Annotated in this window: 15 protein-coding genes; 4 read left to right on the forward strand and 11 right to left on the reverse strand. The window is 62.7% G+C overall.

Features of this window, described 5'->3' with window-relative positions:
* Positions 1-57: 57 nt before the first annotated feature.
* Both IT895_RS16660 and IT895_RS16665 read right to left on the reverse strand, forming a co-directional pair.
* Positions 58-1,092, reverse strand: a complete 1,035-nt coding sequence (locus IT895_RS16660; RefSeq protein ID WP_092824454.1) for a GlxA family transcriptional regulator — start codon at positions 1,090-1,092, stop codon at positions 58-60.
* Between the two features lie 25 nt (positions 1,093-1,117).
* Positions 1,118-2,224 (reverse strand): hybrid-cluster NAD(P)-dependent oxidoreductase, encoded by a 1,107-nt coding sequence (locus tag IT895_RS16665; protein WP_199284102.1) that lies wholly within the window; start codon positions 2,222-2,224, stop codon positions 1,118-1,120.
* Between the two features lie 363 nt (positions 2,225-2,587).
* Here IT895_RS16665 and IT895_RS16670 point away from each other — a divergent pair, with 363 nt between their 5' ends.
* A complete protein-coding gene (locus tag IT895_RS16670) occupies positions 2,588-3,874 on the forward strand; it encodes an aromatic ring-hydroxylating oxygenase subunit alpha (RefSeq protein ID WP_199284103.1) in 1,287 nt (428 codons plus the stop codon).
* A gap of 72 nt (positions 3,875-3,946) precedes the next feature.
* On the opposite strand, the gene fdhF is transcribed toward IT895_RS16670, so the two are convergent.
* The 3 genes from fdhF to fdhA all read right to left on the reverse strand — a co-directional run bounded on the left by fdhF (position 3,947) and on the right by fdhA (position 9,882).
* On the reverse strand, positions 3,947-6,799 hold the full coding sequence (gene fdhF / locus IT895_RS16675; RefSeq protein WP_199284104.1) for a formate dehydrogenase subunit alpha: 2,853 nt from the start codon (positions 6,797-6,799) through the stop codon (positions 3,947-3,949).
* A 12-nt stretch (positions 6,800-6,811) separates the two neighbouring features.
* Positions 6,812-8,530, reverse strand: a complete 1,719-nt coding sequence (locus tag IT895_RS16680; RefSeq protein WP_199284105.1) for an NAD(P)H-dependent oxidoreductase subunit E — start codon at positions 8,528-8,530, stop codon at positions 6,812-6,814.
* A 161-nt stretch (positions 8,531-8,691) separates the two neighbouring features.
* The gene (gene fdhA, locus IT895_RS16685) at positions 8,692-9,882 is read right to left on the reverse strand and encodes a formaldehyde dehydrogenase, glutathione-independent (protein WP_199284106.1); all 1,191 of its coding nucleotides are present in this window, start codon (positions 9,880-9,882) and stop codon (positions 8,692-8,694) included.
* Positions 9,883-10,126: 244 nt separating this feature from the next.
* On the opposite strand from fdhA, the gene IT895_RS16690 reads away from it, so the two are divergent.
* From IT895_RS16690 to IT895_RS16700, 3 genes are all read left to right on the forward strand, one after another.
* Positions 10,127-11,707 carry a BCCT family transporter gene (locus IT895_RS16690; RefSeq protein WP_199284107.1) on the forward strand — a complete coding sequence of 527 codons (1,581 nt, stop codon included), beginning with the start codon at positions 10,127-10,129 and terminating at the stop codon, positions 11,705-11,707.
* A gap of 153 nt (positions 11,708-11,860) precedes the next feature.
* Positions 11,861-13,612: a sodium:solute symporter family protein gene (locus tag IT895_RS16695; protein ID WP_199284108.1), complete on the forward strand. Its 1,752-nt coding sequence runs from the start codon at positions 11,861-11,863 to the stop codon at positions 13,610-13,612.
* 107 nt (positions 13,613-13,719) lie between these two features.
* The gene (locus tag IT895_RS16700; protein WP_199284109.1) at positions 13,720-14,607 is read left to right on the forward strand and encodes a DMT family transporter; all 888 of its coding nucleotides are present in this window, start codon (positions 13,720-13,722) and stop codon (positions 14,605-14,607) included.
* Between the two features lie 74 nt (positions 14,608-14,681).
* Here IT895_RS16700 and etfB read toward each other — a convergent pair whose 3' ends face one another.
* From etfB to IT895_RS16730, 6 genes are all read right to left on the reverse strand, one after another.
* The gene (etfB, locus tag IT895_RS16705) at positions 14,682-15,491 is read right to left on the reverse strand and encodes an electron transfer flavoprotein subunit beta (protein WP_199284110.1); all 810 of its coding nucleotides are present in this window, start codon (positions 15,489-15,491) and stop codon (positions 14,682-14,684) included.
* Positions 15,481-16,758: an electron transfer flavoprotein subunit alpha gene (etfA, locus tag IT895_RS16710; RefSeq protein ID WP_199284111.1), complete on the reverse strand. Its 1,278-nt coding sequence runs from the start codon at positions 16,756-16,758 to the stop codon at positions 15,481-15,483. Before etfA ends, etfB begins: the two co-directional genes overlap by 11 nt.
* Positions 16,755-18,770 carry a (Fe-S)-binding protein gene (locus IT895_RS16715; protein ID WP_199284112.1) on the reverse strand — a complete coding sequence of 672 codons (2,016 nt, stop codon included), beginning with the start codon at positions 18,768-18,770 and terminating at the stop codon, positions 16,755-16,757. Before IT895_RS16715 ends, etfA begins: the two co-directional genes overlap by 4 nt.
* 145 nt (positions 18,771-18,915) lie before the next feature.
* Positions 18,916-21,000, reverse strand: coding sequence for a dimethylglycine demethylation protein DgcA (dgcA, locus tag IT895_RS16720; RefSeq protein ID WP_199284113.1), 2,085 nt, complete (start codon positions 20,998-21,000; stop codon positions 18,916-18,918).
* A gap of 24 nt (positions 21,001-21,024) precedes the next feature.
* Entirely contained in the window at positions 21,025-21,570 is a 546-nt protein-coding gene (locus IT895_RS16725) for a DUF5943 domain-containing protein (protein WP_199284114.1), read from the reverse strand.
* A 238-nt stretch (positions 21,571-21,808) separates the two neighbouring features.
* Entirely contained in the window at positions 21,809-22,786 is a 978-nt protein-coding gene (locus IT895_RS16730; protein ID WP_085919729.1) for a dipeptidase, read from the reverse strand.
* Positions 22,787-22,801: the final 15 nt, after the last annotated feature.

Raw genomic sequence — 22,801 nt, forward strand, 5'->3', positions numbered from 1 at the left:
ACCCATTGTTCGACCGACGGTTTTAGGGGGCTTCCCAGGCGGCCTGAGAAAGCCACCTCAGACCGCCAGGCGGCCATCAATATGAAGAAAGAAAGGATCGACCTGATCATTGCCAGGCGAGCCAGCACGTTTGCGCATTTCCGACGGCGTCATATTGAAGGCGGTACGGAAATGGCGTGAGAAATGGGCCGTATCGGCGAAGCCGCAGCGTTCACCTATCTCGGTAATGCTTTTGCCGGTGTAATGCAGTAGCCAGGCGCCGTAGCGAAGGCGCAAATCCCGCGCGAATTTCTGGGGGCCAACGCCCAGCACGTCGCTGAAGCGACGCTCCAGGTTGCGGCGGGATGTCCCCACCCGCCCGGCCAGCTCATCCATCGAGATGATCTCCCCGAGGTGCTGCTCGAGCACTGCGATGGCACGGCGTACCAGCCGGTCGTCGACCTTGCCGAATACGACGGGTTGCGGTTGGGGATGGGCGCCTTTTCGGGCTTCATCAAGCAGCATGATGTTCAGGCTCTTCATCGCCCACGCCTTACCCAGATGCTTTTCTACCAGGTAGCCCGCAAGATCCGCCGCGGCGGCTCCTCCGGCACAGGTGATCCTGTCGCCATCGTCGATGAACAAGCGATCCGCAACAGGCTCTGCACCAGGAAAACGGTGATGCATGTCGCGATGGTGATACCAGCTGATGCAGCAGCGACGCCCCGTCATCAAACCCGCTTGAATCAGAGCGAATACGCCCGTACACACGCCAATCAATGGCACATTCACCTTTGCCGCCTGACGCAGGTAAGCGAGGGCGGCGCTATCGGTGGCGTCCTGTTCCTCCTGGACGCCGCCGATCACCACGATGTAGTCAAACTCACCGGGGTCGCGAAACGCTTCACAGGGTGAGATCGTCGCGCCACAACTGGAGAGTGCCGCCTGCCCACCACTGGTCATGAAATGCCAGTGGCAACGTAGCTGGCGGCTACGGTCGCCTTCATCGGCGGCCAGGCGCAGGCAGTCGACGAAGGCGGCGAATGGAAAGAGCGTAAAGCGGTGCAAGAGCACAAACCCAATGGCCAGTGGCTTGTTCGGCAGCGTCGTCATCAGCGAATACACCTATCATGTGCCACTAGAAATCCACGATTAAGTTGCCCTTCGGACGACTACAGCAAGACAGGATGTAGCCATCTTCAATGTCCTCTTCGGTAATCCCCCCGTTATGCTCCATTTCCACTTCGCCCGACTTGAGCGCGACCCGGCAAGTGCCGCAAATCCCCATACCGCAGGCCTTGGGAATATGCAGGCCAAGCTTCGCCGCCGCCGAGTGAACCGTCTCTTCGGGCTGGATGCGGACACTTTTGCCCGTCGACGCAAACTCGATGCTGTGCAGTTCGCTGGTATCGACGTTTTCGGCTTCGACCTCGGCCTGCTCGGCCAGCTCGCGCACATCCTCACGAACGTCGAGCGGCGTGGCGCCAAACAGCTCCTCGTGGTAGTGATTCATGTCGAAGTTGTTGGCACGCAGGATGTTCTTGATGGCGTTCATGTAAGGGGGTGGACCGCAGCAAAAGATCTCCCTTTCCATGAAGTCCGGCACCATCAGCTCGAACAGCGGCTGGGTGAGATAGCCACGGTAGCCCGCCCAGGCCTCGCCGATATCCTCCTTGCTCTCGCAAATGATATGCAGCTTGAACTCAGGGATGCGCGAAAACATGTGCACCAGCTCGCGGTGATAAATAACATCGCGAGGGGCGCGGGCGCTATGCACGAATTCAACATCGACGCTGGCGTTGGTATCGAACAGCCAGCGGGTCATCGACATCAACGGGGTAATGCCAACGCCCCCGGAAAGAAACAGCACCTTTTCAGCAGGAAAATCGATCGAGTTGAAATCGCCGACCGGCCCATGCACGACCAGTTCGTCGCCGACCTTTAAATTGGCATGCAGCCAATTGGAGACCTTGCCCCCCGGAATCTGCTTGACGGTGATCGAAAAACTGTAAGGGATGGAGGGGGAGCTGGAAATCGTATAGGAGCGCATGACCGACTCATTGTCGATCTCGAGCTCCAGCGTCACGAACTGCCCCGGCTTGAAGAAGAACAGCACCGGCTGCTCGGCCATGAAGCAGAACGTGCGTACATCCTGGGTTTCCTGGATCACCTTCACGCAACGTACCTGATGTCGGCCGTTGGTCCAGGTTTGGGTCGTGACCGGGTTGAAGTAGTTAGTTGTCATTGTCGCCTCTGCCTGACCAGCCTTCATCGCTATGCATCACTCAACCGCATTCTTCATGCGGCCAGTACCGTTGAGCTGCATTTTGGGGACGCGCCTGCCAACCGACTTGCCTGACAGCGACGCGCGCTTACCTCGTGACACTCTTTATCGTCTGCAAATCGCCTTTTTAGTCGTCACTACATCACCTGATGTCGCGGCTGGATAACCGGCAGTGAGGCGCCTGCCACACAATCTGTCACTCGATGCAGGTCGGGTATGAACAAAGCGCCAGGTTACGCGACAGAACAACAAGATTGAGCAATCTTGACTAACGGCCGACTCGCAGCCCTTGAGGGGGAAGCAGTGGTTTACGAGGATACTGGTATGGAAAAACATGTGCTGAATACAATGGAAGACCCACTTGCCGCGGCTCGTGAGTCAACGGTCGAGATGCTGCAGACAAGAAAGCGCACCTTTTCGCTTCCGCAGCCGTTTTATAACGACGCCCGCCTGTTCGCGCTTGATATGCAGGAGATTTTCGAGAAAGAGTGGCTGTTCGCCGGGATGACATGCGAGATACCCACCAAGGGTAACTTCATGACGCTGGACGTCGGTGATAATCCCATCGTCATCGTGCGCGGCGGTGAGGGCACGATTCATGCGTTCCACAATGTCTGCCGCCACCGCGGGTCACGGCTTTGCACAAAGGACAAGGGCAAGGTGGCAAAACTGGTTTGCCCCTACCACCAGTGGACCTACGAGCTTGATGGACGCTTGCTGTTCGCCGGGAGCGATATGGGCAGCGACTTCAACCTTGATCAATTTGGCCTCAAGCCGGTCCATGTCCGCACGGCAGGGGGCTTCATCTTTATCAACCTAAGCGATGAACCGCCCGCCATGGACGAGTTCCTGGAAACGCTCGAGCATTATCTTGAGCCGTACCAGATGGACAACGTCAAGGTCGCCACGGAGTCGAGCATCGTCGAGCAAGCCAACTGGAAGCTGGTGATTGAAAACAACCGCGAATGCTACCACTGCAACGGCGCGCACCCTGAGCTGCTGAACTCGTTGCAGGAATTTGATGACACCGACGACCCCCGCGCCACGCCCGCCTACAAGGCATTGGTGGCGCGCAAGCAGGCAGATTGGGATCGTGAGCAAGTCCCCTACCAGCTGAAGCGCTTTGGCCAGCGTAACCGGATGACGCGAACCCCCATGCTGGATGGCATTGTCTCGATGACGATGGATGGCAAGCCCGGCTGCGACAAGTTGATGGGCCGCTTGCCCAACGCCGATATGGGGTCGCTGCGCATCCTGCATCTGCCCAATTCCTGGAACCATTTCATGGGTGACCACGCCATCGTTTTCCGCGTGCTGCCCCTTGGCCCCCAGAAAACCCTGGTGACCACCAAGTGGCTGGTCCACAAGGATGCCGCAGAAGGCGTCGACTACGACCCCGACCAGCTTCGCCAGGTGTGGGACGCGACCAACGACCAGGACCGTCAACTCGCCGAAGAAAACCAACGGGGCATCAACTCCAAGGCCTACCAGCCCGGCCCCTACTCCGAGACCTATGAGTTCGGGGTGATCGATTTTGTCGACTGGTATGCCACCCGGATGCTCGAAAACCTGGAATACGATACGCCTTCGCTGCAATTAGCCCAGGGGTGAATTCAGCCCAAGGCTAAAACTGCCAGGATGGTGACTTGAAGGACATGGCCCGCTGACGCGGGCCATGCTTTTTTAGACGCTTAACGGTGCCTCTTTTTTACTGGGAGAATGGCAGCTCAGCCGGCAGGCGGCATATTTGAACTCCGGAATCTTGCCAACCGGGTCCAGTGCCGGGTTGGTCAATAGATTGGCCGCGGCCTCCCCATAACAGAAGGGCAGGAAGACCATGCCTTCTGGCATGCCGGGATCGACCCGCGCCTTGAGCGTAACGGACCCTCGCCGGGTGGCAATGGTCAGGTCGTCGCCCGGCGCCATTCCCAGCCTGGCAAACTCAACGGGCGCCAGGGTCGCCGCCGCCTCTGGCTCCAGGTCATCCAGCACCTTGGCGCGGCGCGTCATGGAACCGGTATGCCAGTGCTCCAGTTGGCGGCCGGTGGTCAATACGGTTGGGTAGTCATTGTCCACCGGCTCATTCGGCGGCAGTGGCCGGGTGGGCGAGAATTTCGCCCGGCCGCTGGCGGTGGGAAAGGCCTCGGAAAAGACCACGTCGGCGCCCGGCGCGTCCTCCGCCGAGCAGGGGTAGGTGACCGACTGCTCGCGCTCCAGGCGTTCCCAGGAGATATTGTCCAGCGAGGGCATGCCTTGCTGCATCTCGGCGAAGACGTCCCGCGGGTGCTGGTAGTTCCAGTCCAGGCCGAATCGCTTGGCAATCTCCTGGGTAATCCACCAGTCCGGCTTGGCCTGCCCCGGCAGCGGCAAGGCCGCGCGCCCCATCTGCACCTGGCGATTGGTGTTGGTCACCGTACCGTTCTTCTCGGGCCAGGCGGAGGCTGGCAGGATGACATCGGCGAACTGGGCGGTCTCGGTGACGAAGAGGTCCTGCACCACCAGATGCTCAAGCTTGGCAAGGGCCGCCCGGGCGTGGTCGAGGTCCGGGTCGGACATCGCCGGGTTCTCGCCCTGAATAAGCATGCCGCGAATGGTGCCCGTGGCGATAGCGTCCATGATTTCCACCACGGTAAGACCCGGCGTAGGGTCCAGTTGGGTATTCCACAGTTCCTCGAAGGCCGCACGCACCTGCGCATCGCTGACCGGCTGGTAATCCGGCATCACCATGGGGATCATGCCCGCATCGGAGGCACCCTGAACATTGTTCTGGCCACGCAGCGGGTGCAGACCGGTGCCGGGGCGCCCGGTCTGGCCGCAGGCCAGCGCCAGCGAGATCAGGCCGCGGGCGTTGTCGGTGCCGTGGGTGTGCTGGGAGATACCCATGCCCCAGAAGATCATCGCCCGCTCGGCGGTGGCGTACAGCCTGGCCACTTCGCGGATGGTCTCGGGTTCGACACCGCACAGGCCGCTCATTGCCTCGGGGGTCATGTCCACCGTATGCGTCTTGAGGGCCTCGAAGCCCTCGGTGTGCTCGGCGATATAGGCGCTGTCATAGAGCTCTTCACTGATGATCACATTGAGCATGGCGTTGAACAGCGCCACGTCGGCCCCCGGCGAGAAGCGCACGCTCCGGTGGGCGTAGGCATCCAGCGCCTGGCCACGGGGGTCGAGGATCAACAGCTTGGTGCCGCGCTTGGCCGCCTGCTTGAAGAAGGTGGCCGCCACCGGGTGGTTGACCGCCGGGTTGCAGCCGATAAGGATCACCACATCGGCCTGGCTGGCCTGCATGAAAGAGGCGGTCACGGCACCGGAGCCAATGCATTCCATCAGCGCCGCCACTGAACTGGCGTGGCACAGCCGGGTGCAGTGGTCCACATGGTTGGAGCCGAAGCCGGTGCGCACCAGCTTCTGGAACAGCCACGCCTCTTCGTTGGAGCACTTGGCACTGCCGAAGCCCGCCAAGGCGTCCGAACCATGGGCGGCCTTGAGGTCAACAAGCCCCTTGGCGGCGAAATCCAGCGCCTCATCCCAGCTGGCCTCACGGAAATGGGTCAGGGGCTGGGCGGGGTCGAAGTCCGGGTCGAGCCCTTTCGCCACGCCCTCCCGGCGAATCAGCGGCACGGTAAGCCGCGACGGATGACGCGGATAGTCGTAACCAAAGCGCCCTTTGACGCACAGGCGATTCTCGTTGGAGGGCCCTTCGCGGCCCTCCACATAAAGAATCTCGTCGTCCTTGATATGGTAGGTAAGCTGGCAGCCCACCCCGCAGTAGGGGCATACCGAGTCGACCTGGCGATCGGCCGCGGCGGAGTCACCGTGGCCCGCCTCATCGACCACGGTGGCGGGCATCAGGGCGCCGGTGGGGCAGGCCTGAACACACTCGCCGCAGGCCACGCAGGTGCTGTCGCCCATGGGGTCGTCGAAATCGAAGACGATCTTCGAGGCCGCGCCGCGGTGCGCCAGGCCGATAACGTCGTTGACCTGCACTTCGCGACAGGCACGCACACACAGGTTGCACTCGATGCAGGCGTCGAGATTGACGCTCATGGCAGAGTGGCTGTTGTCCTTCGTCAGTGCGTCTTTACGTGGCGCCACATGATGCACGGTGGGCGCCTGTCGCTCGTCGCGCCTGGGCAGCTTGCGGCGTACCGCCGTGGCATCGATGGCCAGCTGGTCGGCCATGGCCCAGAAATGGCTGGAACGGTCGGGGCTGTCTTCGCGGGCTGGCTGGTCGACCAGCAGCATCTCCATGACCCCTTCCCGGGCCGTGCGCGAGCGCTCGGAACTGGCGCTCTTGACCACCATGCCTGGCGTCGCCATGCGCAGACAGCTGGCGGCCAGGGCGCGCTCGCCTTCGATCTCCACCATGCAGGCCCGGCAATTGCCATCGGCGCGGTAACCGCTGGCGTCCTTGAAACACAGGTGCGGAATGGTCTCGCCAGCGCGCTTGGCGACCTGCCAGAGGCTTTCACCGTGGTACGCACTGACGTCAACGCCATCCAGCGTCAGAGTAAAGGCTTGTTCGCTAGTACTCATGCTCATGCTCCCTTACCCCTTGATAATCACATTCTGGGCGGCCAGCTCGCCGCGGAAATCCTTGAGCAGCCCAAGCACAGGGTTGGGGGCCGCCTGGCCGAGGCCACAAATGGAGGCATCCATCATCACCTGGGAAAGACGCGTCAATACCGCGGCGTCCCATTCGTCACCCTCGAGCAGGGTCAGCATCTTCTCGGTGCCTACCCGGCAGGGGGTACACTGGCCGCAGGACTCATCGGCAAAAAAGGCCAGCAGGTTGGTGGCCACCGCACGCAGGTCGTCCTGGTCGGACAGCACCATGACCGCCGCCGAGCCGATAAAACCGCCGTGCTCCTGGAGGGTGTCGAAGTCCAGGGGAACATCGGCCTTCGACGCGGGCAGGATACCGCCAGAGGCGCCACCGGGCAGATAGGCCACCAGGCGATGGCCATCGGCCATGCCCCCGCAGTACTCCTCGACCAACTCGTTGAGGGTGATCCCCGCCGGTGCCAAATGCACGCCGGGGCGCTTGACCCGGCCCGAGACCGAGAAACTGCGCAGCCCGACACGGCCGTGTCGGCCCTGGCTGGAAAACGCCTCGGCACCACGCTGCCAGATCAGCGGAATCCAGTAGACGGTCTCGACATTATTGACCAGCGTTGGTCGGTCAAAGAGCCCCTTCTGGGCCACGAACGGCGGGCGGTGGCGGGGTTTGCCCGGCTTGCCCTCCAGGGACTCGATCATCGCCGACTCTTCGCCGCAGATATAAGCGCCCGCGCCGCGGCGCAGCACGATATAGCCAGGTGCCACCAGACCCGCGGCCTCCAGCTCGCCAATGGCCTCGCGCAGCACGCCATGCAAGGCCGGGTACTCATCGCGCAGGTAGATATACAGCGCCTCGGCGTCGACCGCCCAGGCGCTGACCAGCGCCCCTTCCAGAAACTGGTGCGGCGAGCGCTCCAGGTAATAGCGATCCTTGAAGGTACCGGGCTCGCCCTCGTCAGCGTTGATGGCGCAATAGCGGGGCCCGGCCTCCTGGCGCACGAAGTACCACTTCTTGAAGGTCGGAAAGCCTGCGCCGCCCAGGCCACGCAGATTGGCCTGCTGCATCGCCTCCATCAGTTCGTCTACCGTGACATCGCCTGCACGGCAGGCCTGAAGCAATGCCAGGCCACCCCCGCCGTGATAGTCGTCAAGGCGCTGCCAGTTGACGGGCTCGGGATGGAAGTGCCCTTCCTCAATCACCGACGCGACGCGCGCCTGGGTGGCAGACAACACATGATGATGCCCCACCTCGGCCACCGGCGCCGTGTCGCAGCGCCCCATGCAGGGCGCTCTGAGAACACGTACCTGCTCGATATCCATGCTGGCTTCCAACTGTGCTTTCAGCGCCTCGGCGCCAGCCAACTGGCAGGCGAGAGAGTCGCAAACACGGATGGTCACCGCCGGTGGCGGCAGCTGGTCATCGTGAATGACATCGAAGTGGGCATAGAAGGTAGCGGTCTCGTAGACGGCCGCCATGGGCAAGTTCATGTAGGTCGCCAGGGCACGCAGCTCCGCCAGCAGCAGATGGCCCCGAGCGTCCTGTATGGCATGCAGGTGTTCGATCAGCAGGTCCCGGCGGCGCAGCGTGGCATCCTTGCGTTCGTCGCCCAATAGGTCACGCAACCCCTCAAGGAGACTGGGATCGAGATCACGGCCACGGGGCTTGCCACGGAAGCGGCGCTTGGGGGTCACGGTCTGGACGGTCATGGGTTACTCATTATTATCTTGATAGGGATGGTGCCGAATGCACAAAGACGGCACCCTGCGGGCACCGTCTAGGGCGGTACTGTCTATCACACCCCCGCTTTCAGGCAGCGGCGGTCTGTTTCGCAGCTATTGCGTTCATCAGCGGCTCAGTCAACGCGTTCTCAGGCCACACTGCCATGGGGATCAATGACGAATTTCTTGGCTGCGCCACCGTCGAAGTCGGCATAGCCCTGGGGCGCCTGATCCAGGTTGATCATCTGGACATTGACCGCATCGGCGATGTTGACCTTGCCAAACAGGATAGCCTGCATCAGCGGGCGATGGTACTTCATCACCGGACACTGGCCGGTATGGAAGCTGTGGGACTTGGCCCAGCCGAGGCCAAAGCGCATGCTCAAAGCACCCTGCTGGGCCGCCTTGTCCTCAGAACCGGGGTCTTCGGTCACGTAGAGGCCGGGAATGCCGATCTGGCCGCCCGCGCGGGTCAGCGACATTGCCGAGTTGAGCACCGTGGCAGGCGCTTCCTTGCCATGGTTGCAGCCGCAGGCGTGGGCCTCGAAGCCGACGCAGTCGACGAAGGCATCGACTTCACGCTCGCCAAGAATCACCTCGATCTTGTCTGCCATGTCGCCTTCCTGGGTCAGGTCGATGGTCTCGCAGCCAAAGCTGCGGGCCTGGGCCAGGCGCTCTTCGATCATGTCGCCGACGATCACGCAGGCAGCGCCCAGCAGCTGGGCGGAAACCGCCGCCGCCAGCCCGACGGGACCCGCTCCGGCGATATAGACGGTGCTGCCTGGGCCGACACCGGCGGTCACACAGCCGTGGAAGCCGGTGGGGAAGATATCGGAGAGCAGGGTCAGGTCCTTGATCTTCTCCATGGCCTGATCGGCATCCGGGAACTTCAGCAGATTAAAATCGGCATAGGGCACCATCACGTATTCGGTCTGTCCGCCGACCCAGCCGCCCATGTCCACGTAGCCATAGGCGGCGCCGGGACGCGATGGATTGACGTTGAGGCAGATGCCGGTCTGGCCGGACTTGCAGTTGCGGCAGCGGCCACAGGCAATATTGAACGGCACCGAGACCAGATCGCCCGGCTTGATAAATTCAACGTCGCGACCGGCCTCGACCACCATGCCGGTGATTTCGTGGCCGAGCACCAGGCCAGGCTGGGCAGTGGTGCGGCCGCGAACCATATGCTGATCGCTGCCGCAGATATTGGTGGTGACGACCTTGAGAATCACGCCGTGCTCGCACTTGCGATTGCCAAGGGCAAGTTCGGGATAAGCGATAGACTCAACGGCGACCTCACCCGGCCCCTTGTAGACGACTCCGCGATTGGCTGCATTCATGGCTGGCTCCTGTGGATTATTATTCTGCTCGATAGAGTGAATTGCGCTTATCCAGCCTATCTCCTCCACCTTCCGGAACTTGCTCAGCAAAGGCATTCACATATCTATTCGAGACATCCCCGTCAGGACGGATAGATGGAGGTCGCTTTCACGACACTGTTGTTCTGAAACAGGCCCAACAATTTGCAGGGTCGGTGACGCGGACACCTCACCGACGCCTAACAAGAGCCACCAAGGAACCCTGATGAACAACAATGACGACCCGGTCCTGTCGCCCGGACAGGACAACACTCAGATAATGGGGCTGGATTTTCATAATCCGGTTTTCCCGCTGTCGGCGCTGGCCATTCTGGCCTTCATTCTTTACGCGCTCATCTACCCGGATGCTGCCAATAGCCACCTGGGGCTTGCCAAGAACTGGTCGATCGAGCACTTCGACTGGCTGTTCATGATCGCGGGCAATATCTTTGTCGTGTTCTGCCTGGTGCTTATCTGCCTGCCGCTGGGGCGGATTCGCCTGGGCGGCAAGGACGCCAAGCCGGAATACTCGCTCACCTCCTGGTTCGCCATGCTGTTTGCGGCGGGCATGGGCATCGGCCTGATGTTCTGGAGCGTAGCCGAGCCCGTGGCCTACTACACCGACTGGTACGGCACGCCCCTGAATGCACCCGCGGGGACGCCGATGGGCGCCAGCGCCGCCATGGGGGCGACCATGTTCCATTGGGGCCTGCATCCCTGGGCGATCTACGGCGTGGTGGCCCTTTCCCTGGCCTTCTTTGCCTATAACAAGGGGATGCCGCTGACGCTGCGCTCCGCCTTCTACCCGATTCTGGGCGAGCGGGCCCGGGGCTGGGCGGGACACATCATCGACATCTTTGCCGTGTTGGCCACCATCTTCGGCCTGGCCACCTCGCTGGGCTTTGGCGCCACCCAGGCCGCCGGTGGACTGGCCTACCTGTTCGGCATTCCCAACACCATCGGTACCCAGCTGGCGATTATCGTGGCCGTGACGGTGATTGCGCTGTTCTCGGTATGGCGGGGCATCGACGGCGGCGTCAAGCTGTTCTCGAACATCAACATGGTCATCGCGGCACTGCTGTTGCTGTTTGTGGTGATCGCCGGGCCGACGCTGATGATCGTGACCGGGATCGGCACCACGGCGCTGGACTACGTGGGCCATCTGCTGCCGCTGTCCAACTGGATTGGCCGCGAAGACGATACCTGGTACCACGGCTGGACGATCTTCTACTGGGCGTGGTGGATCTCCTGGTCGCCGTTCGTCGGCATGTTCATCGCCCGCGTTTCCAAGGGACGCACGGTGCGCGAGTTCCTGATCGCGGTGCTGCTGGTGCCGACGCTGGTCACCCTGGTGTGGATGAGCGCCTTTGGCGGCACGGCGCTTTTCCAGGCCTCCAACGGCGTGGGCGAGCTGGCCAACGGCATTGGCGACGTTTCGCTGGCCATGTTCCACATGCTGGAGCAGTTGCCCCTGACCGGCATTACCTCGACGCTGGCGATCATTCTGGTGCTGGTATTCTTCATCACCTCGTCGGACTCCGGCTCGCTGGTGATCGACAACATCACCGCCGGTGGCAAGACCGATGCGCCCAAGGGCCAGCGGGTATTCTGGGCCGCGCTTGAGGGCGTGATTGCCGGCGTGCTGCTGTACGGCGGCGGCAACACGGCACTCAGCGCGCTGCAGGCAGGCGCGGTGGCCACCGGGCTGCCCTTCACGCTGGTGCTGCTGGTGATGTGTTTCAGCCTTTACATGGGGCTGCACAAGGAGTGGCGAGAGCTCAACGCCGTGCCCACACCGGCGCGCTGATCGACACTCTGCTGTTATCGGGGCGCCATTATCATGGCGCCCCTTTTATGCGCGTGTCGTTATTGCTGCATTGGGTGCCGCTGGCAACAATGAGCGCGCCGACAAAGCGCTGCATCATGCCCGAACAATGTCAACAACCCCATGGTTATGCTCATGATTTATACCACCGCAATAATGTTGAGCCTGGTCGGCTATTTTGTCATCGGCCATCTGGCCGGACGACGCGTCAAGGGGCTGGATGACTATCTGGTCGCCGGTCGCAATGCGCCTACCTTCTTTATCCTGGGCACGCTGGTGGCCAGCTACCTGAGTACCAGCGCCTTTCTCGGCGAAACGGGCTTTGCCTACCAGGGCTACCCGTTCGTCATGCTGATTTTTGCCGCGGTGAGCACCTCGGGCTGCCTGCTGGGCGCGCTGGTGTTCGGCCGTTACCTGCGCCGCAGCGGCGCCAAGACCGTGCCGGAGTTTTTTGGCAAACGCTTTGCCTCTAGGCGCGTTCAGGTCATTGCCGGGCTTACCACGGTGTTCGGCCTGGGCGCGTACCTGCTGGGGGTCATGCAGGGTGCGGGCATCATGTTCGCCGAGCTGACCGGCATGCCCTACTGGGTGGGGCTGGTGCTGGTGTGGGCGACCTACACCGGTTTTATTCTGTATTCGGGCTCGCCCGGTGTGATGTTGACCGACACCGTCATGTTCGTGATCTTCTCGCTGGCCGCAGTGGGTGGGTCGCTCTACGTGATCCACGACCTGGGGGGCTGGAGCGGCGTTGTCGAGGGCCTGCTGAGCCAGACCGACAAGCCTGGCATTGCCCTGTGGCACGGGGTGATCGAAGGACCTGATGCCAGCTTCTCCTCCCCCGGCGAGGCGCTCGTCTGGGGGTTGACCCTGGGCCTCGTCTGGGCGGCGGTGCTGGCGGCCAGTCCCTGGCAGTCCAGCCGCTACCTGATGGCACGTAACGAGCACGTGGTGATGCGCTCGGCCATGCTGACGGCGGTGGCGCTCGGCGTCTTCTATGCGCTGATGATGATGACCGGTGCGGCGATCAACCTCTACGACCCGACCCTCGACCCTGAACGCTCCATGGTCTGGGTGGCGCTCAATATCCTGCCCGCCTGGCTTGGGGTGGTCATTCTGACCGGGGTATTCGCGGCCGGACTGTCGTCCTGCTCGACGTTCCTGTCGATCATCGGCTTTAGCCTTTCCAACGATATTCTGCCCGCCTCGCTGAACGAAAAGTCGGCCTTGCGCAAGAGCCGGATCGCGGTACTTGCAGCGGGACTGATCGCGCTGCTGCTGGCGCTCTTCCAGCCACCGGCGGTGATGGCGGTGGTCTGGTTTGCCGCCACGCTGTTTGCCTCCTCCTGGGGGCCGGTGGCCCTGATGAGCATCTGGAGTCGGCGGATTACCGCCGCCGGGGCCAGCTGGGGCCTGGCGGTGGGGTTTGTCGGCAACCTGGCCCTGTCGCTGATGGTGCAGGCCGAGTGGGTCAGCCTGCCGGTTTACCTGCACCCGGTGCTGTTGAGCACACTGATGGCACTGGCAGCTATCGTGCTTGCCTCCACCCTGACCCGCGTCAGCCAGCCCGAGGCAGACTACCGGGCATTCCTGCATGAATTCGATGCCCGGGCACTGAGCGGCTGGGTGTCCGGCACCCGGTGGATCGCGCTATGCACCATGCTCTCGGGGATCGCCATCGGGCTGTTCTTGTGGCAACAATACGCGGTCACCCTGGCGGGCTACGCCGAGCGCTTCGGGCTCTCCGCCGGGGCGGTGCAGGGTGGCTACCTGCTGGCAGTCGGCTGCGGCGGTATGCTGCTGCTTGCCGGTGCCGTCGGCTACCGGGTGGTGCGCCCCCGCCCCCAGAACGCCGCTGCGGCGCCTGCGGCCAAGGTCGACATCCCCTAGGCACAGGAAAATCAGGCGAGCCAAAGACCTTTGGCCCGCCTGAATGCCCCAACCACCCACCTGACCGGTGGGCGGTCCTCTTTGTATTCACGGCCGGGAGTCCGACAATGCCGACTAGTCATTACCAGCGTGGTCTCGTCATGGTGGTGCTGGGCGTAGTGTTTCTCAGTTTCGACGGTTTGCTGATACGCCTGGCACGCACAGACGGCTGGACCATCGTGTTCTGGCGCGGGTTATTGATGTGCTGCGTGCTGGGGCTTGTGTGCTGGGCAGGCAAGCGGCTGGCGATGCTGAGCCGTCACCCGGTTTCCTCACTGGCCTCCGCCCTGTTGCTGGGGCTGATATCCAGCCTGTTTGTGCTGGCGGTCATGAACGCCAAGGTGGCCAACGTGGTGGTGATCCTGAGTACCGCGCCGCTGTTTGCCGCGCTGTTCTCGCGGATTTTTCTGGGCGAAAGCGTCGCGCTGCGAACCCTGGTGGCCATTGCCGTCTGCATGCTGGGCATGAGCCTGGTCTTCATGGGCGACGGGGCCATGGGAATGCTGGCAGGCAACCTTTACGCCCTGGCGGCAGCGGCGGCCATTGGCGGTAACCTGACGCTGCTGCGCCGCTATCCAGCGATTGACACCATGACGGTGGTCGCTGGCGGCGGTCTGCTTTCGGCGGCCATTGCCCTGCCCATGGCGTCACCGCTGACCCTGGACGCCGAACGCTATGGCGTACTGGCGTTGATGGGGCTGATACAGATGCCCCTGGCCACGGTGCTGATCAACAGCGCCACCCGCTACCTGCCATCGACGGAGGTGGCACTGTTCTACCTGGTCGAAACCGCACTGGGCACGCTGTGGGTGTGGTGGCTATTGGGCGAGACGCCTGGCGCCTCGACGCTCATGGGAGGGGCGGTCGTGATCACGGTGCTGGTGCTGCACGCCTGGCGCGGCTTGCACCTGGAACGCCAGCGCCTTGAGCTGTATCCGGGCTGGGTTGGTAAATAGCCCGCCCAGCCATGAAAAAGCCCGCCGCGAGGGCGAGCTTAAAAGGCGATTGGATACAGTGTGATCAAGGCACCTCAGCGCAGCACGCCTTCCTCCTTGAGTAGCGTGAAAATCGCCTCGGCGCCCTGTTCGGGTGTCACATCGTTCAACAGTTGTCCGCCGCCGCTGTCGGCCTTGGCCGCCGCTGCCTTGAAACGGTCACGCGCCGAGGCTGACTTGACGATTTTTAGCCGTTTGGGCCGCTTGCGTGCGGGCTGCACACGCCACTGGGTTTGCAGTTCATCGGTCACGCTGGCGCAGGCACAATCCGCCAATTCACCGCGTCGTGCCGGGCCGAAGGCGCTCTGGCGCGCGGCCGGGGCACTGCTATCCACCGTAGCGATGGCCGGTAAGCGTACCTTCAGGCGGCGGCGTTTGCCACGTGGCAGGGCCTGCAGCACCGTGGCGACCCCCTGCTCGATGCTTTCGATTTCCGCCAGGCCACTGACCACCGTCCAGCCGAGTGTCTCGGCCAGCAGATAGGGCACCAGGCCCGAGCCCTCTCCGGTCTCGGCGCGCGTCCCCGTCAGCACCAGCTGCGGCGTGGCGAAGCGCAGTATGTTGGCCAAGGCCGGAACGACATCCGCGTCCGGGTCCTGATTAATGCGTTTGACCCTGCTGATGCCCATCCCCAGATAGCCACGCATGGCGTCCCCGCAGGCTTCACCACCATCGCCTGCATGCATGAGCTGAACGCTCGCGTCACCCAGGGACAGTGCCATTTCCACCGCGCGGGCATCATGGTCGGCACGCCGCGCCCGCCCGGTCAGCGGATGACGCCCCACCGACACCAGAACAGCAACGCTGAGCTCAGCGTCATTCAATGTGTTGACGTTATGCGGCATCGCGATTCTCCTGCTGCTGTTCTCGATAACGCTCGACACGTGCGACCAGCGCGGCGAGGATGTCGCCGGCGTCGCCGATGACGGCGAGATCGGCGCGCTTGACCATATCGCACCGCTCGTCCAGGTTAATGGCAACGACCTTCTCGCAGGTCTGAATACCCTGGAGGTGCTGTATGGCCCCCGAAATGCCCACCGCCACATAGACGCGCGCGGACACCCAGGTGCCCGATGCGCCTACCTGACGATCGCGGGCCATGAATCCATCGTCCACGGCGACGCGCGATGCTCCCTTGGCCGCACCGAGCACCTGGGCGGCGTGGTGGTAGCCCTCCCAATCCTTGACACCATTCCCGGCCGACAGAATGAATTCCGCCTCTGCCAGTGACACGCTGGCGGGATCGACAGGGACTTCGCCCATGTCCTCGATGCGCCCCAGCACGTCGGGCAGCGGCTGGTTCAGCTCGACCGGCTGGGCGGCATGGCGGGTCTCGCTGACCGGCTCGGCGCACTCCGCCAGCGCCAGCACGACGCGTGGCAGGTGGCGGGTAATATCGCGCGTCCCCGCGGCACCGCGTGCCGTACAACGCCACCCGGTGGCGCTATGCTCATCCGCCTCGACCTGCCAGACCTGGGTCGCTGGACGCTCGCCCAGCCGCACGGCCAGGCGCCGCCCCTGCTCGCCGCCACCGAGCAGTGAGTCGGGCACCAGCCAGAAGCGGGGTGCCATCTCCCGCTCTACGGCACTCAAGGCCGCCAGCCGCGCCTCCGGGGCAAAGCCCGTGTAGACCTCGTCATCCAGGTGCACCACGCGATCAATACCGGCGTCGCCCATTGCCGCTTCTTTATGCTCGCCAAACACAATCGCCACCACGGCGCCGGGATGCTCGCCATCGGCATCCGCCATTTGCCGGGCCAGCCCCAGCAGGTCCTTATCGTGACCTGACAGTCGCCCGCCGGTCATATCAGGCACCACGGCCACCAGGAAGGCGGGATCTTCAATGGTCACTGTTCGGCGGCTGTCTTGAGGCGCCGCTGTTGTCGCGGCGGCCTGCCCGCCTTGCTGAAGGCCGCTACGGTCAATACGCTTGATGCCATTGGGGCCGATAAAGCCCACTGCACGGGGGTTCTTGCGCACCACTCCGTTGGGCCCCGGCCACTCGCTGAGCGTTGCGTTGCCCATCTCGAGCAGCACACTGGCATGCTCGGGATGCAGACGGTTGCGGGCGATCCACTCACGACGCGGATCGCGGCGAATAGTCTCACTCATACGATCACCTCTTCAGCTGTCGGCGTTGCAGCGGGCTGGCGTGACGCGCCTGACGCCTCCCCGGCGGGGCGCTCCACCAGGGCATCGGCCACGAGTTCAGCGATATCGCGCACCTCGGCGCTGGTATCCACCACGCCCTCAAGCATCGCCGTGCACTGGGGGCAGCCCACCGCGACCAACTCGGCGCCGCTTTCCTTGACGTCATTCATGCGCATGTCGGGAATCCGCTGCTTGCCGGGAATATCGGTAATGGGCGCGCCGCCACCGCCGCCGCAGCAGCGCGAGCGGGAACCGGAACGTTCCATCTCCTTGACCTCGATGCCCAGCGCCTTGAGCACGTTGCGGGGCGCCTCAAACTCGCCGTTATAGCGCCCCAGGTAACAGGGGTCGTGATAGGTGACGCTGCCACCCTTCCAGGGGGAGAAGGTCAGCCGACCCGCGTCATACAATTCCGCAATGAAGGTGCTGTGATGACGTACCTCATAGACGCCACCCAGCTCGCCATACTCGTTGCCCAACACATGAAAGCTGTGGGGGTCACAGGTGACGATCTGCTGGAAGCGGTACTTGGAAAGTGTGGCGATATTGCGCTTTGCCAGGGACTGGAACGTTGCTTCGTCGCCCAGACGCCGTGCCACGTCACCGCTGTCACGCTCTTCGTCTCCCAGGACCGCGAAATCCACCTCGGCGGCGCGCAGCACCTTGACCAGTGCACGCAGGGTGCGCTGATTACGCATGTCGAAGCTGCCGTCACCCAGCCACAACAGCACATCGACCTGTTGGAGGTCTGCGATGCGAGGGAGGTTGAGATCCGCTGCCCAGTTGAGCCGTGAGCCGGGATCAAAACCGCCGAGATTGTCGGTGGCAATCAGATTGTCGAGCACTTCGGCGCCCTTGTTGGGGGTCTTGCCTCGTTCTAACGTCAGGTGGCGGCGCATATCGACAATCGCATCCACGTGCTCGATCATCATCGGGCACTCTTCGACACAGGCGCGGCATGTCGTACACGACCACAGCGTCTCGGCGTCCACCAGCGACGCCCCCTCCGGCAATGCGGCAGGGGCCACGATCGGCCCATGGGGGGTACCTTGGTGCTCACCCACCGGCTTGCCGGGGTAAGGCGTGCCAGCGTATTTGGCATCACTGCCACCGGCCATGCCGACGACCATGTCCTGAATCAGTTTCTTGGGGTTAAGCGGCTGGCCTGCAGCTAGGGCCGGACACGCCGCCTCGCAGCGGCCACACTGCACACAGGCATCAAATCCCAGCAGCTGATTCCAGGTGAAATCGGCGGGCTTTTCCACGCCTAGTGGCGCTGCCTCGTCCTCCAGGTTCAGCGCCTTGAGGCCCGTTGAACGGCCGCCGCCCCCTTTCTTGGTTGAAAAGCGCTCCGGCCGACGGTGGAAAGCCAGATGCAAGGCGCCTGCAAAGGCGTGCTTCATGGGCCCGCCCCAGGTCATGCCGAAGAACATTTCGCCCAGGCCCCAGGCCACTAAGCCAACCAGCACCACCACAAGGAACCAACTAGCGCTTCCTTCAAGCAAGCCTTCGGGTAGCAGGCCCACCGTGGGCAAGGTGATCAGGAAGACGCTAACCGAAAACGCCATCAGGCTCTTGGGCAGGCGCATCCAGGGGCCTTTGGAGAGGCGCGCCGGAGGATTGATACGCCGCCGCGCCACGAAGAGGCTGCCAACGAACATGGAGGCACTGGCAAGCAGCAGTAACCCACCCAGCAGCGGGCTGGCGATACCCAGGCCATGCACCAGGATCATCAGCACGGCGGCGGCCACGAAGCCACCAGCGGTGGCCACGTGGGTATTGGAGATCATTTTGTCGCGGGCGACGACATGGTGCAGGTCCACCAGGTAACGGCGCGGCAACGCCGCCAGCCCCTTGAACAGATTAACGTGCGACGACCGCCCCTGACGCCACAGGCGTATACGGCGCAAGGCGCCGATCACCGCCAGGGCCAGGGCAGTAAAAATCAGTATCGGCAAGAGCGTTTCGAGCATGGTGCTCACCTCATCTTTGGCAGCTGGGCGCCGGTGGCAGACCTCTGCGAGGGCGCTGTAAACCCATCCCTGGGCGCTACTTTTGACATCCCTGTCAAAAGACCCTCGCTACGGTCTACCCCCGGCGCCCCGGCTCTCACTCTGGTCAAAAGTCCTTGCAGATTCGCAAAGCATCGTAAATGGCCGCGTGCGTGTTCCTCGGCGCCGTGCAGTCGCCCAGACGGAAAAGCAGGAAGCCATCGCTATTTACGTCGCCCTCTTCCATCAGGCAGGGCTGCGCCTGGGCGGCGTAGAGCGCCTCAAGGTCCACCTGGCCTTTGTTGCGGGACTGGTCCTTGAGGGCGTAGTAGAGCGCCTCATCGGGGCGCACGCCGTTCTCCACCACCACCTGATCGACCACGCGCTCCTCCAGAGCACCGGTGTACTCATTCTCGAGCACCGCCACCAGGCCGTCACCTTCACGGTAGACCTTATGCAGCATCAGGTCGGAGGACATGATCACCTCTTTCTCGTAGAGGTTGCGGTAGTAGGTGGGGAAGGTGGTACCGCCCACCGCCGCGCCGGGCTTGATATCGTCGGTAACGATCTCCACCTTGGCACCCTTTTCGGCAAGGAAATCCGCCGCCGAGACACCGGAAAATTCGCAGATGGCGTCATAGATCAGCACGTTATTGCCGGGGGCCACCTTGCCGGAGAGTACATCCCAGGTGCTGACCACCAGGCTTTCCCCGGTATCCTCAGAGTAGCCCCACTCCGGGTGCTGACTGAGGAAGGGCTGGCCGCCCGTCGCCAGCACCACGATATCCGGACGCAGGTCGAGCAGCGTCGCCTCGTCGGCGCGGGTGCCCAGTCGCAGGTCGACGTCAAGCCGAGCCAGTTCCAACTGAAACCAGCGGGTGATACCGGCGATCTGGTCGCGTTGCGGGGCCTGGGCGGCAATGGTGATCTGCCCACCCAGCGCTTCAGCCGCCTCGAACAGGGTGACATCGTGGCCGCGCTCGGCGGCCACGCGGGCGGCCTCCATGCCACCGGGGCCACCGCCGACCACTACGACCTTGCGCTTGGCGCCCTCGGTCTTCTCGATGATATGCGGCAGGCCCATGTATTCCCGCGATGTCGCCGCGTTCTGGATACACAGCACGTCCAGGCCCTGGTACTGGCGGTCGATGCAGTAGTTGGCGCCCACGCACTGCTTGATCTGGTCCACCTGGCCCATCTTGATCTTGGCGATCAGGTGCGGGTCGGCAATATGCGCCCGGGTCATGCCCACCAGGTCCACATAGCCCCCTTCGAGAATACGCTGGGCCTGGTTGGGGTCCTTGATGTTCTGGGCATGGATCACCGGCACGCTGACCACTTCCTTGATCCCTGCCGCCAGGTGCAGGAAAGGCTCCGGCGGGTAGGACATGTTGGGGATCACGTTGGCCAGGGTGTTGTGGGTGTCGCAGCCGGAGCCGATCACGCCAAAGAAGTCGACCTGGCCGGTGGCATCGTAGTAGGCGGCGATCTGCTTCATGTCGTCATGGGAGAGGCCGTCCGGGTGAAACTCGTCACCGCAGATACGCATGCCGACGCAGAAGTCATCCCCTACCTCGGCGCGCACGGCCTTCAGCACCTCCAGGCCGAACTTCATGCGCCCCTCGAAGCTGCCGCCCCACTCGTCCTCGCGCTTGTTGACCCGCGGGCTCCAGAACTGGTCGATCAGATGCTGGTGCACCGCGGAAAGCTCGACGCCGTCCAGCCCGCCTTCCTTCGCCCGGCGAGCCGCCTGAGCGAAGTCGCCGATGATGCGCCAGATTTCTTCCTCTTCGATGGTCTTGCAGGTGGAGCGGTGTACCGGTTCACGGATCCCTGACGGCGACAGCAAGGTCGGCCAGTCGAAGCCGTCCCAGCGCGAGCGGCGCCCCATGTGGGTGATCTGGATCATGATCTTGCCGCCATGCTTGTGCACGGCGTCGGCCAGATTCTGAAAGTGCGGGATGATACGGTCGGTGGAAAGATTGACCGAGCTCCACCAGCCCTGGGGGCTGTCGATGGACACCACCGAGGAGCCGCCGCAGATGGATAGGCCGCAGCCACCCTTGGCCTTTTCCTCGTAGTACCTGACGTAGCGCTCAGTGGTCATGCCCCCGTCGGTGGCGTGTACCTCGGCGTGGGCGGTGCTGACCACGCGATTGCGAATGGTCAGCTTGCCGATCTCGATCGGCTCGAAAATTGCGTCAAATGCCATGATTTTCTCTCCTCATTCCCGCGGTTAGCGGGTGGCGTCGTTCAGCGGCCCAACGTTGAAGACACCCACATCACAACCAGGCTCAGCGGCACTCTGTGTCTGCTCAGCGACGGTACGCAGGTCGCTGCCACGCGCGGCAAGAATCTGGTCCATGGCCCCGGCAAACCAGCCGGTGAACATGTACTCTTCTTTTTTTCCCGTCTTGCCAAGCTGGTAAACAAAGGCACTGTGCTCCAGGCGCACTCTTGCCGTACCGGCATCGAGGTCGATGTGTTCGGTAATGAAGAGCCCCCAGCCGCGCTGGGAGAGGCGCGTCATGTAATGTTCGAAGACGACCACGCCCTCGATCCCATGGCATTCGGCTTCTTTCTCGCACCAGTGCCAGGCACTCTTGTAACCGGCGTGGTAGAGGATCTCTGCGTACTTCTCGGCACCCAGCGCTTCTTCTACCGCGACATGGTTGTTGATAAAGAAGTGTCGCGGCACATACAGCATCGGCAGTGCGTCGCTCGTCCAGACGCCGGTCTCGCTATCCACTTCGATAGGCAGTGCGGGGGCCATTTTGGTCACGGTTGTATTCCTCAGATCTCGCTGATTGTTATGAAGTGGCTAATTAGCCGTTCTGCAAGGGGAGCGGCGCCGGGGATAGGCCGTAGAGGGGGTCTTTTGCCATGGCCGGAAAATGTTCCAAACAATTCCGGCATTTCCGCCATCCATGGCGGGCAGATGGCAAAAGTAGCGTCCAGGGAGGGATTCACAGCGCCCCCTCGTAGGCCTATCGCCGGTAAAGCCGCGTGAGTCGGGCTCATCAGCTCCCCCAAACGTCCTTAAGCACGCGCACCCAGTTCTCGCCCATGATCTTGCGCACCTGGGACTCGCTCATGCCGCGCTTCAGGAGCGCCTCGGTCAGATTGGGGAACTCCCCGATGGTGCGAATCCCCTCAGGGTTGATGATCGTGCCAAAGTCCGTCAGGCGGCGGGCATAGCCCTTGTCATGGGTCAACCACTCGAAGAATTCATGGTCATGCCCCTGGGTGAAGTCGGTGCCGATACCAATGGCATCCTCCCCCACGATGTTCATGATGTACTCGATGGCCTCGCAGTAATCGTCGATGGTGGAATCGACGCCCTTCTTGAGAAACGGGGTAAACATGGTGACGCCGACAAAGCCGCCGTGGTCGGCAATGAACTTCAGCTCTTGATCGGATTTGTTGCGCGGATGCTCCTTGAGCCCGGAGGGCAGGCAGTGGGAGTAGCAGACCGGCTTCTTGGACTCGAGAATGACTTCCTCGGACGTCTTGGCACCGACGTGAGAAAGGTCGCACATGATGCCGACGCGGTTCATTTCAGCGACGATCTCACGGCCAAAGCCGGACAGACCGCCATCGCGCTCGTAGCAGCCGGTCCCCACCAGGTTCTGGGTGTTGTAGCACATCTGCACGATGCCTACGCCGAGCTGCTTGAAGATCTCGACATACCCGATCTGGTCCTCGAAGGCGTGGGCATTCTGAAAGCCGTAAATGATGCCCGTCTTGCCCTCTTCCTTGGCCCGGGTGATATCCGCCGTGGTACGCACCGGGCGCACCAGGTCGCTGCATTCGGCCATCAGCTGGTTGGACCTGACGATATTATCGACGGTCGCCTGAAAGCCTTCCCATACCGAAACCGTACAGTTGGCAGCGGTCAGACCGCCGCGCCGCATATCTTCAAGCAGCTCACGGTTCCATTTGGCGATGATCAGACCATCGATGACGATAGCGTCATCGTGCAATTCTGTAGGGGACATGGCTAAGCTCCGACA

Origin of the sequence: Halomonas sp. A40-4, assembly GCF_015767635.1 — a bacterium.
Taxonomy (GTDB): domain Bacteria; phylum Pseudomonadota; class Gammaproteobacteria; order Pseudomonadales; family Halomonadaceae; genus Vreelandella; species Vreelandella janggokensis.

Coding starts and splice junctions, on each gene's coding strand:
- IT895_RS16660 (WP_092824454.1), bottom strand. CDS start 1,092: ATGACGACGCTGCCGAACAAGCCACTGGCCATTGGGTTTGTGCTCTTG.
- IT895_RS16665 (WP_199284102.1), bottom strand. CDS start 2,224: ATGACAACTAACTACTTCAACCCGGTCACGACCCAAACCTGGACCAAC.
- IT895_RS16670 (WP_199284103.1), top strand. CDS start 2,588: ATGGAAAAACATGTGCTGAATACAATGGAAGACCCACTTGCCGCGGCT.
- fdhF (WP_199284104.1), bottom strand. CDS start 6,799: ATGAGTACTAGCGAACAAGCCTTTACTCTGACGCTGGATGGCGTTGAC.
- IT895_RS16680 (WP_199284105.1), bottom strand. CDS start 8,530: ATGACCGTCCAGACCGTGACCCCCAAGCGCCGCTTCCGTGGCAAGCCC.
- fdhA (WP_199284106.1), bottom strand. CDS start 9,882: ATGAATGCAGCCAATCGCGGAGTCGTCTACAAGGGGCCGGGTGAGGTC.
- IT895_RS16690 (WP_199284107.1), top strand. CDS start 10,127: ATGAACAACAATGACGACCCGGTCCTGTCGCCCGGACAGGACAACACT.
- IT895_RS16695 (WP_199284108.1), top strand. CDS start 11,861: ATGATTTATACCACCGCAATAATGTTGAGCCTGGTCGGCTATTTTGTC.
- IT895_RS16700 (WP_199284109.1), top strand. CDS start 13,720: ATGCCGACTAGTCATTACCAGCGTGGTCTCGTCATGGTGGTGCTGGGC.
- etfB (WP_199284110.1), bottom strand. CDS start 15,491: ATGCCGCATAACGTCAACACATTGAATGACGCTGAGCTCAGCGTTGCT.
- etfA (WP_199284111.1), bottom strand. CDS start 16,758: ATGAGTGAGACTATTCGCCGCGATCCGCGTCGTGAGTGGATCGCCCGC.
- IT895_RS16715 (WP_199284112.1), bottom strand. CDS start 18,770: ATGCTCGAAACGCTCTTGCCGATACTGATTTTTACTGCCCTGGCCCTG.
- dgcA (WP_199284113.1), bottom strand. CDS start 21,000: ATGGCATTTGACGCAATTTTCGAGCCGATCGAGATCGGCAAGCTGACC.
- IT895_RS16730 (WP_085919729.1), bottom strand. CDS start 22,786: ATGTCCCCTACAGAATTGCACGATGACGCTATCGTCATCGATGGTCTG.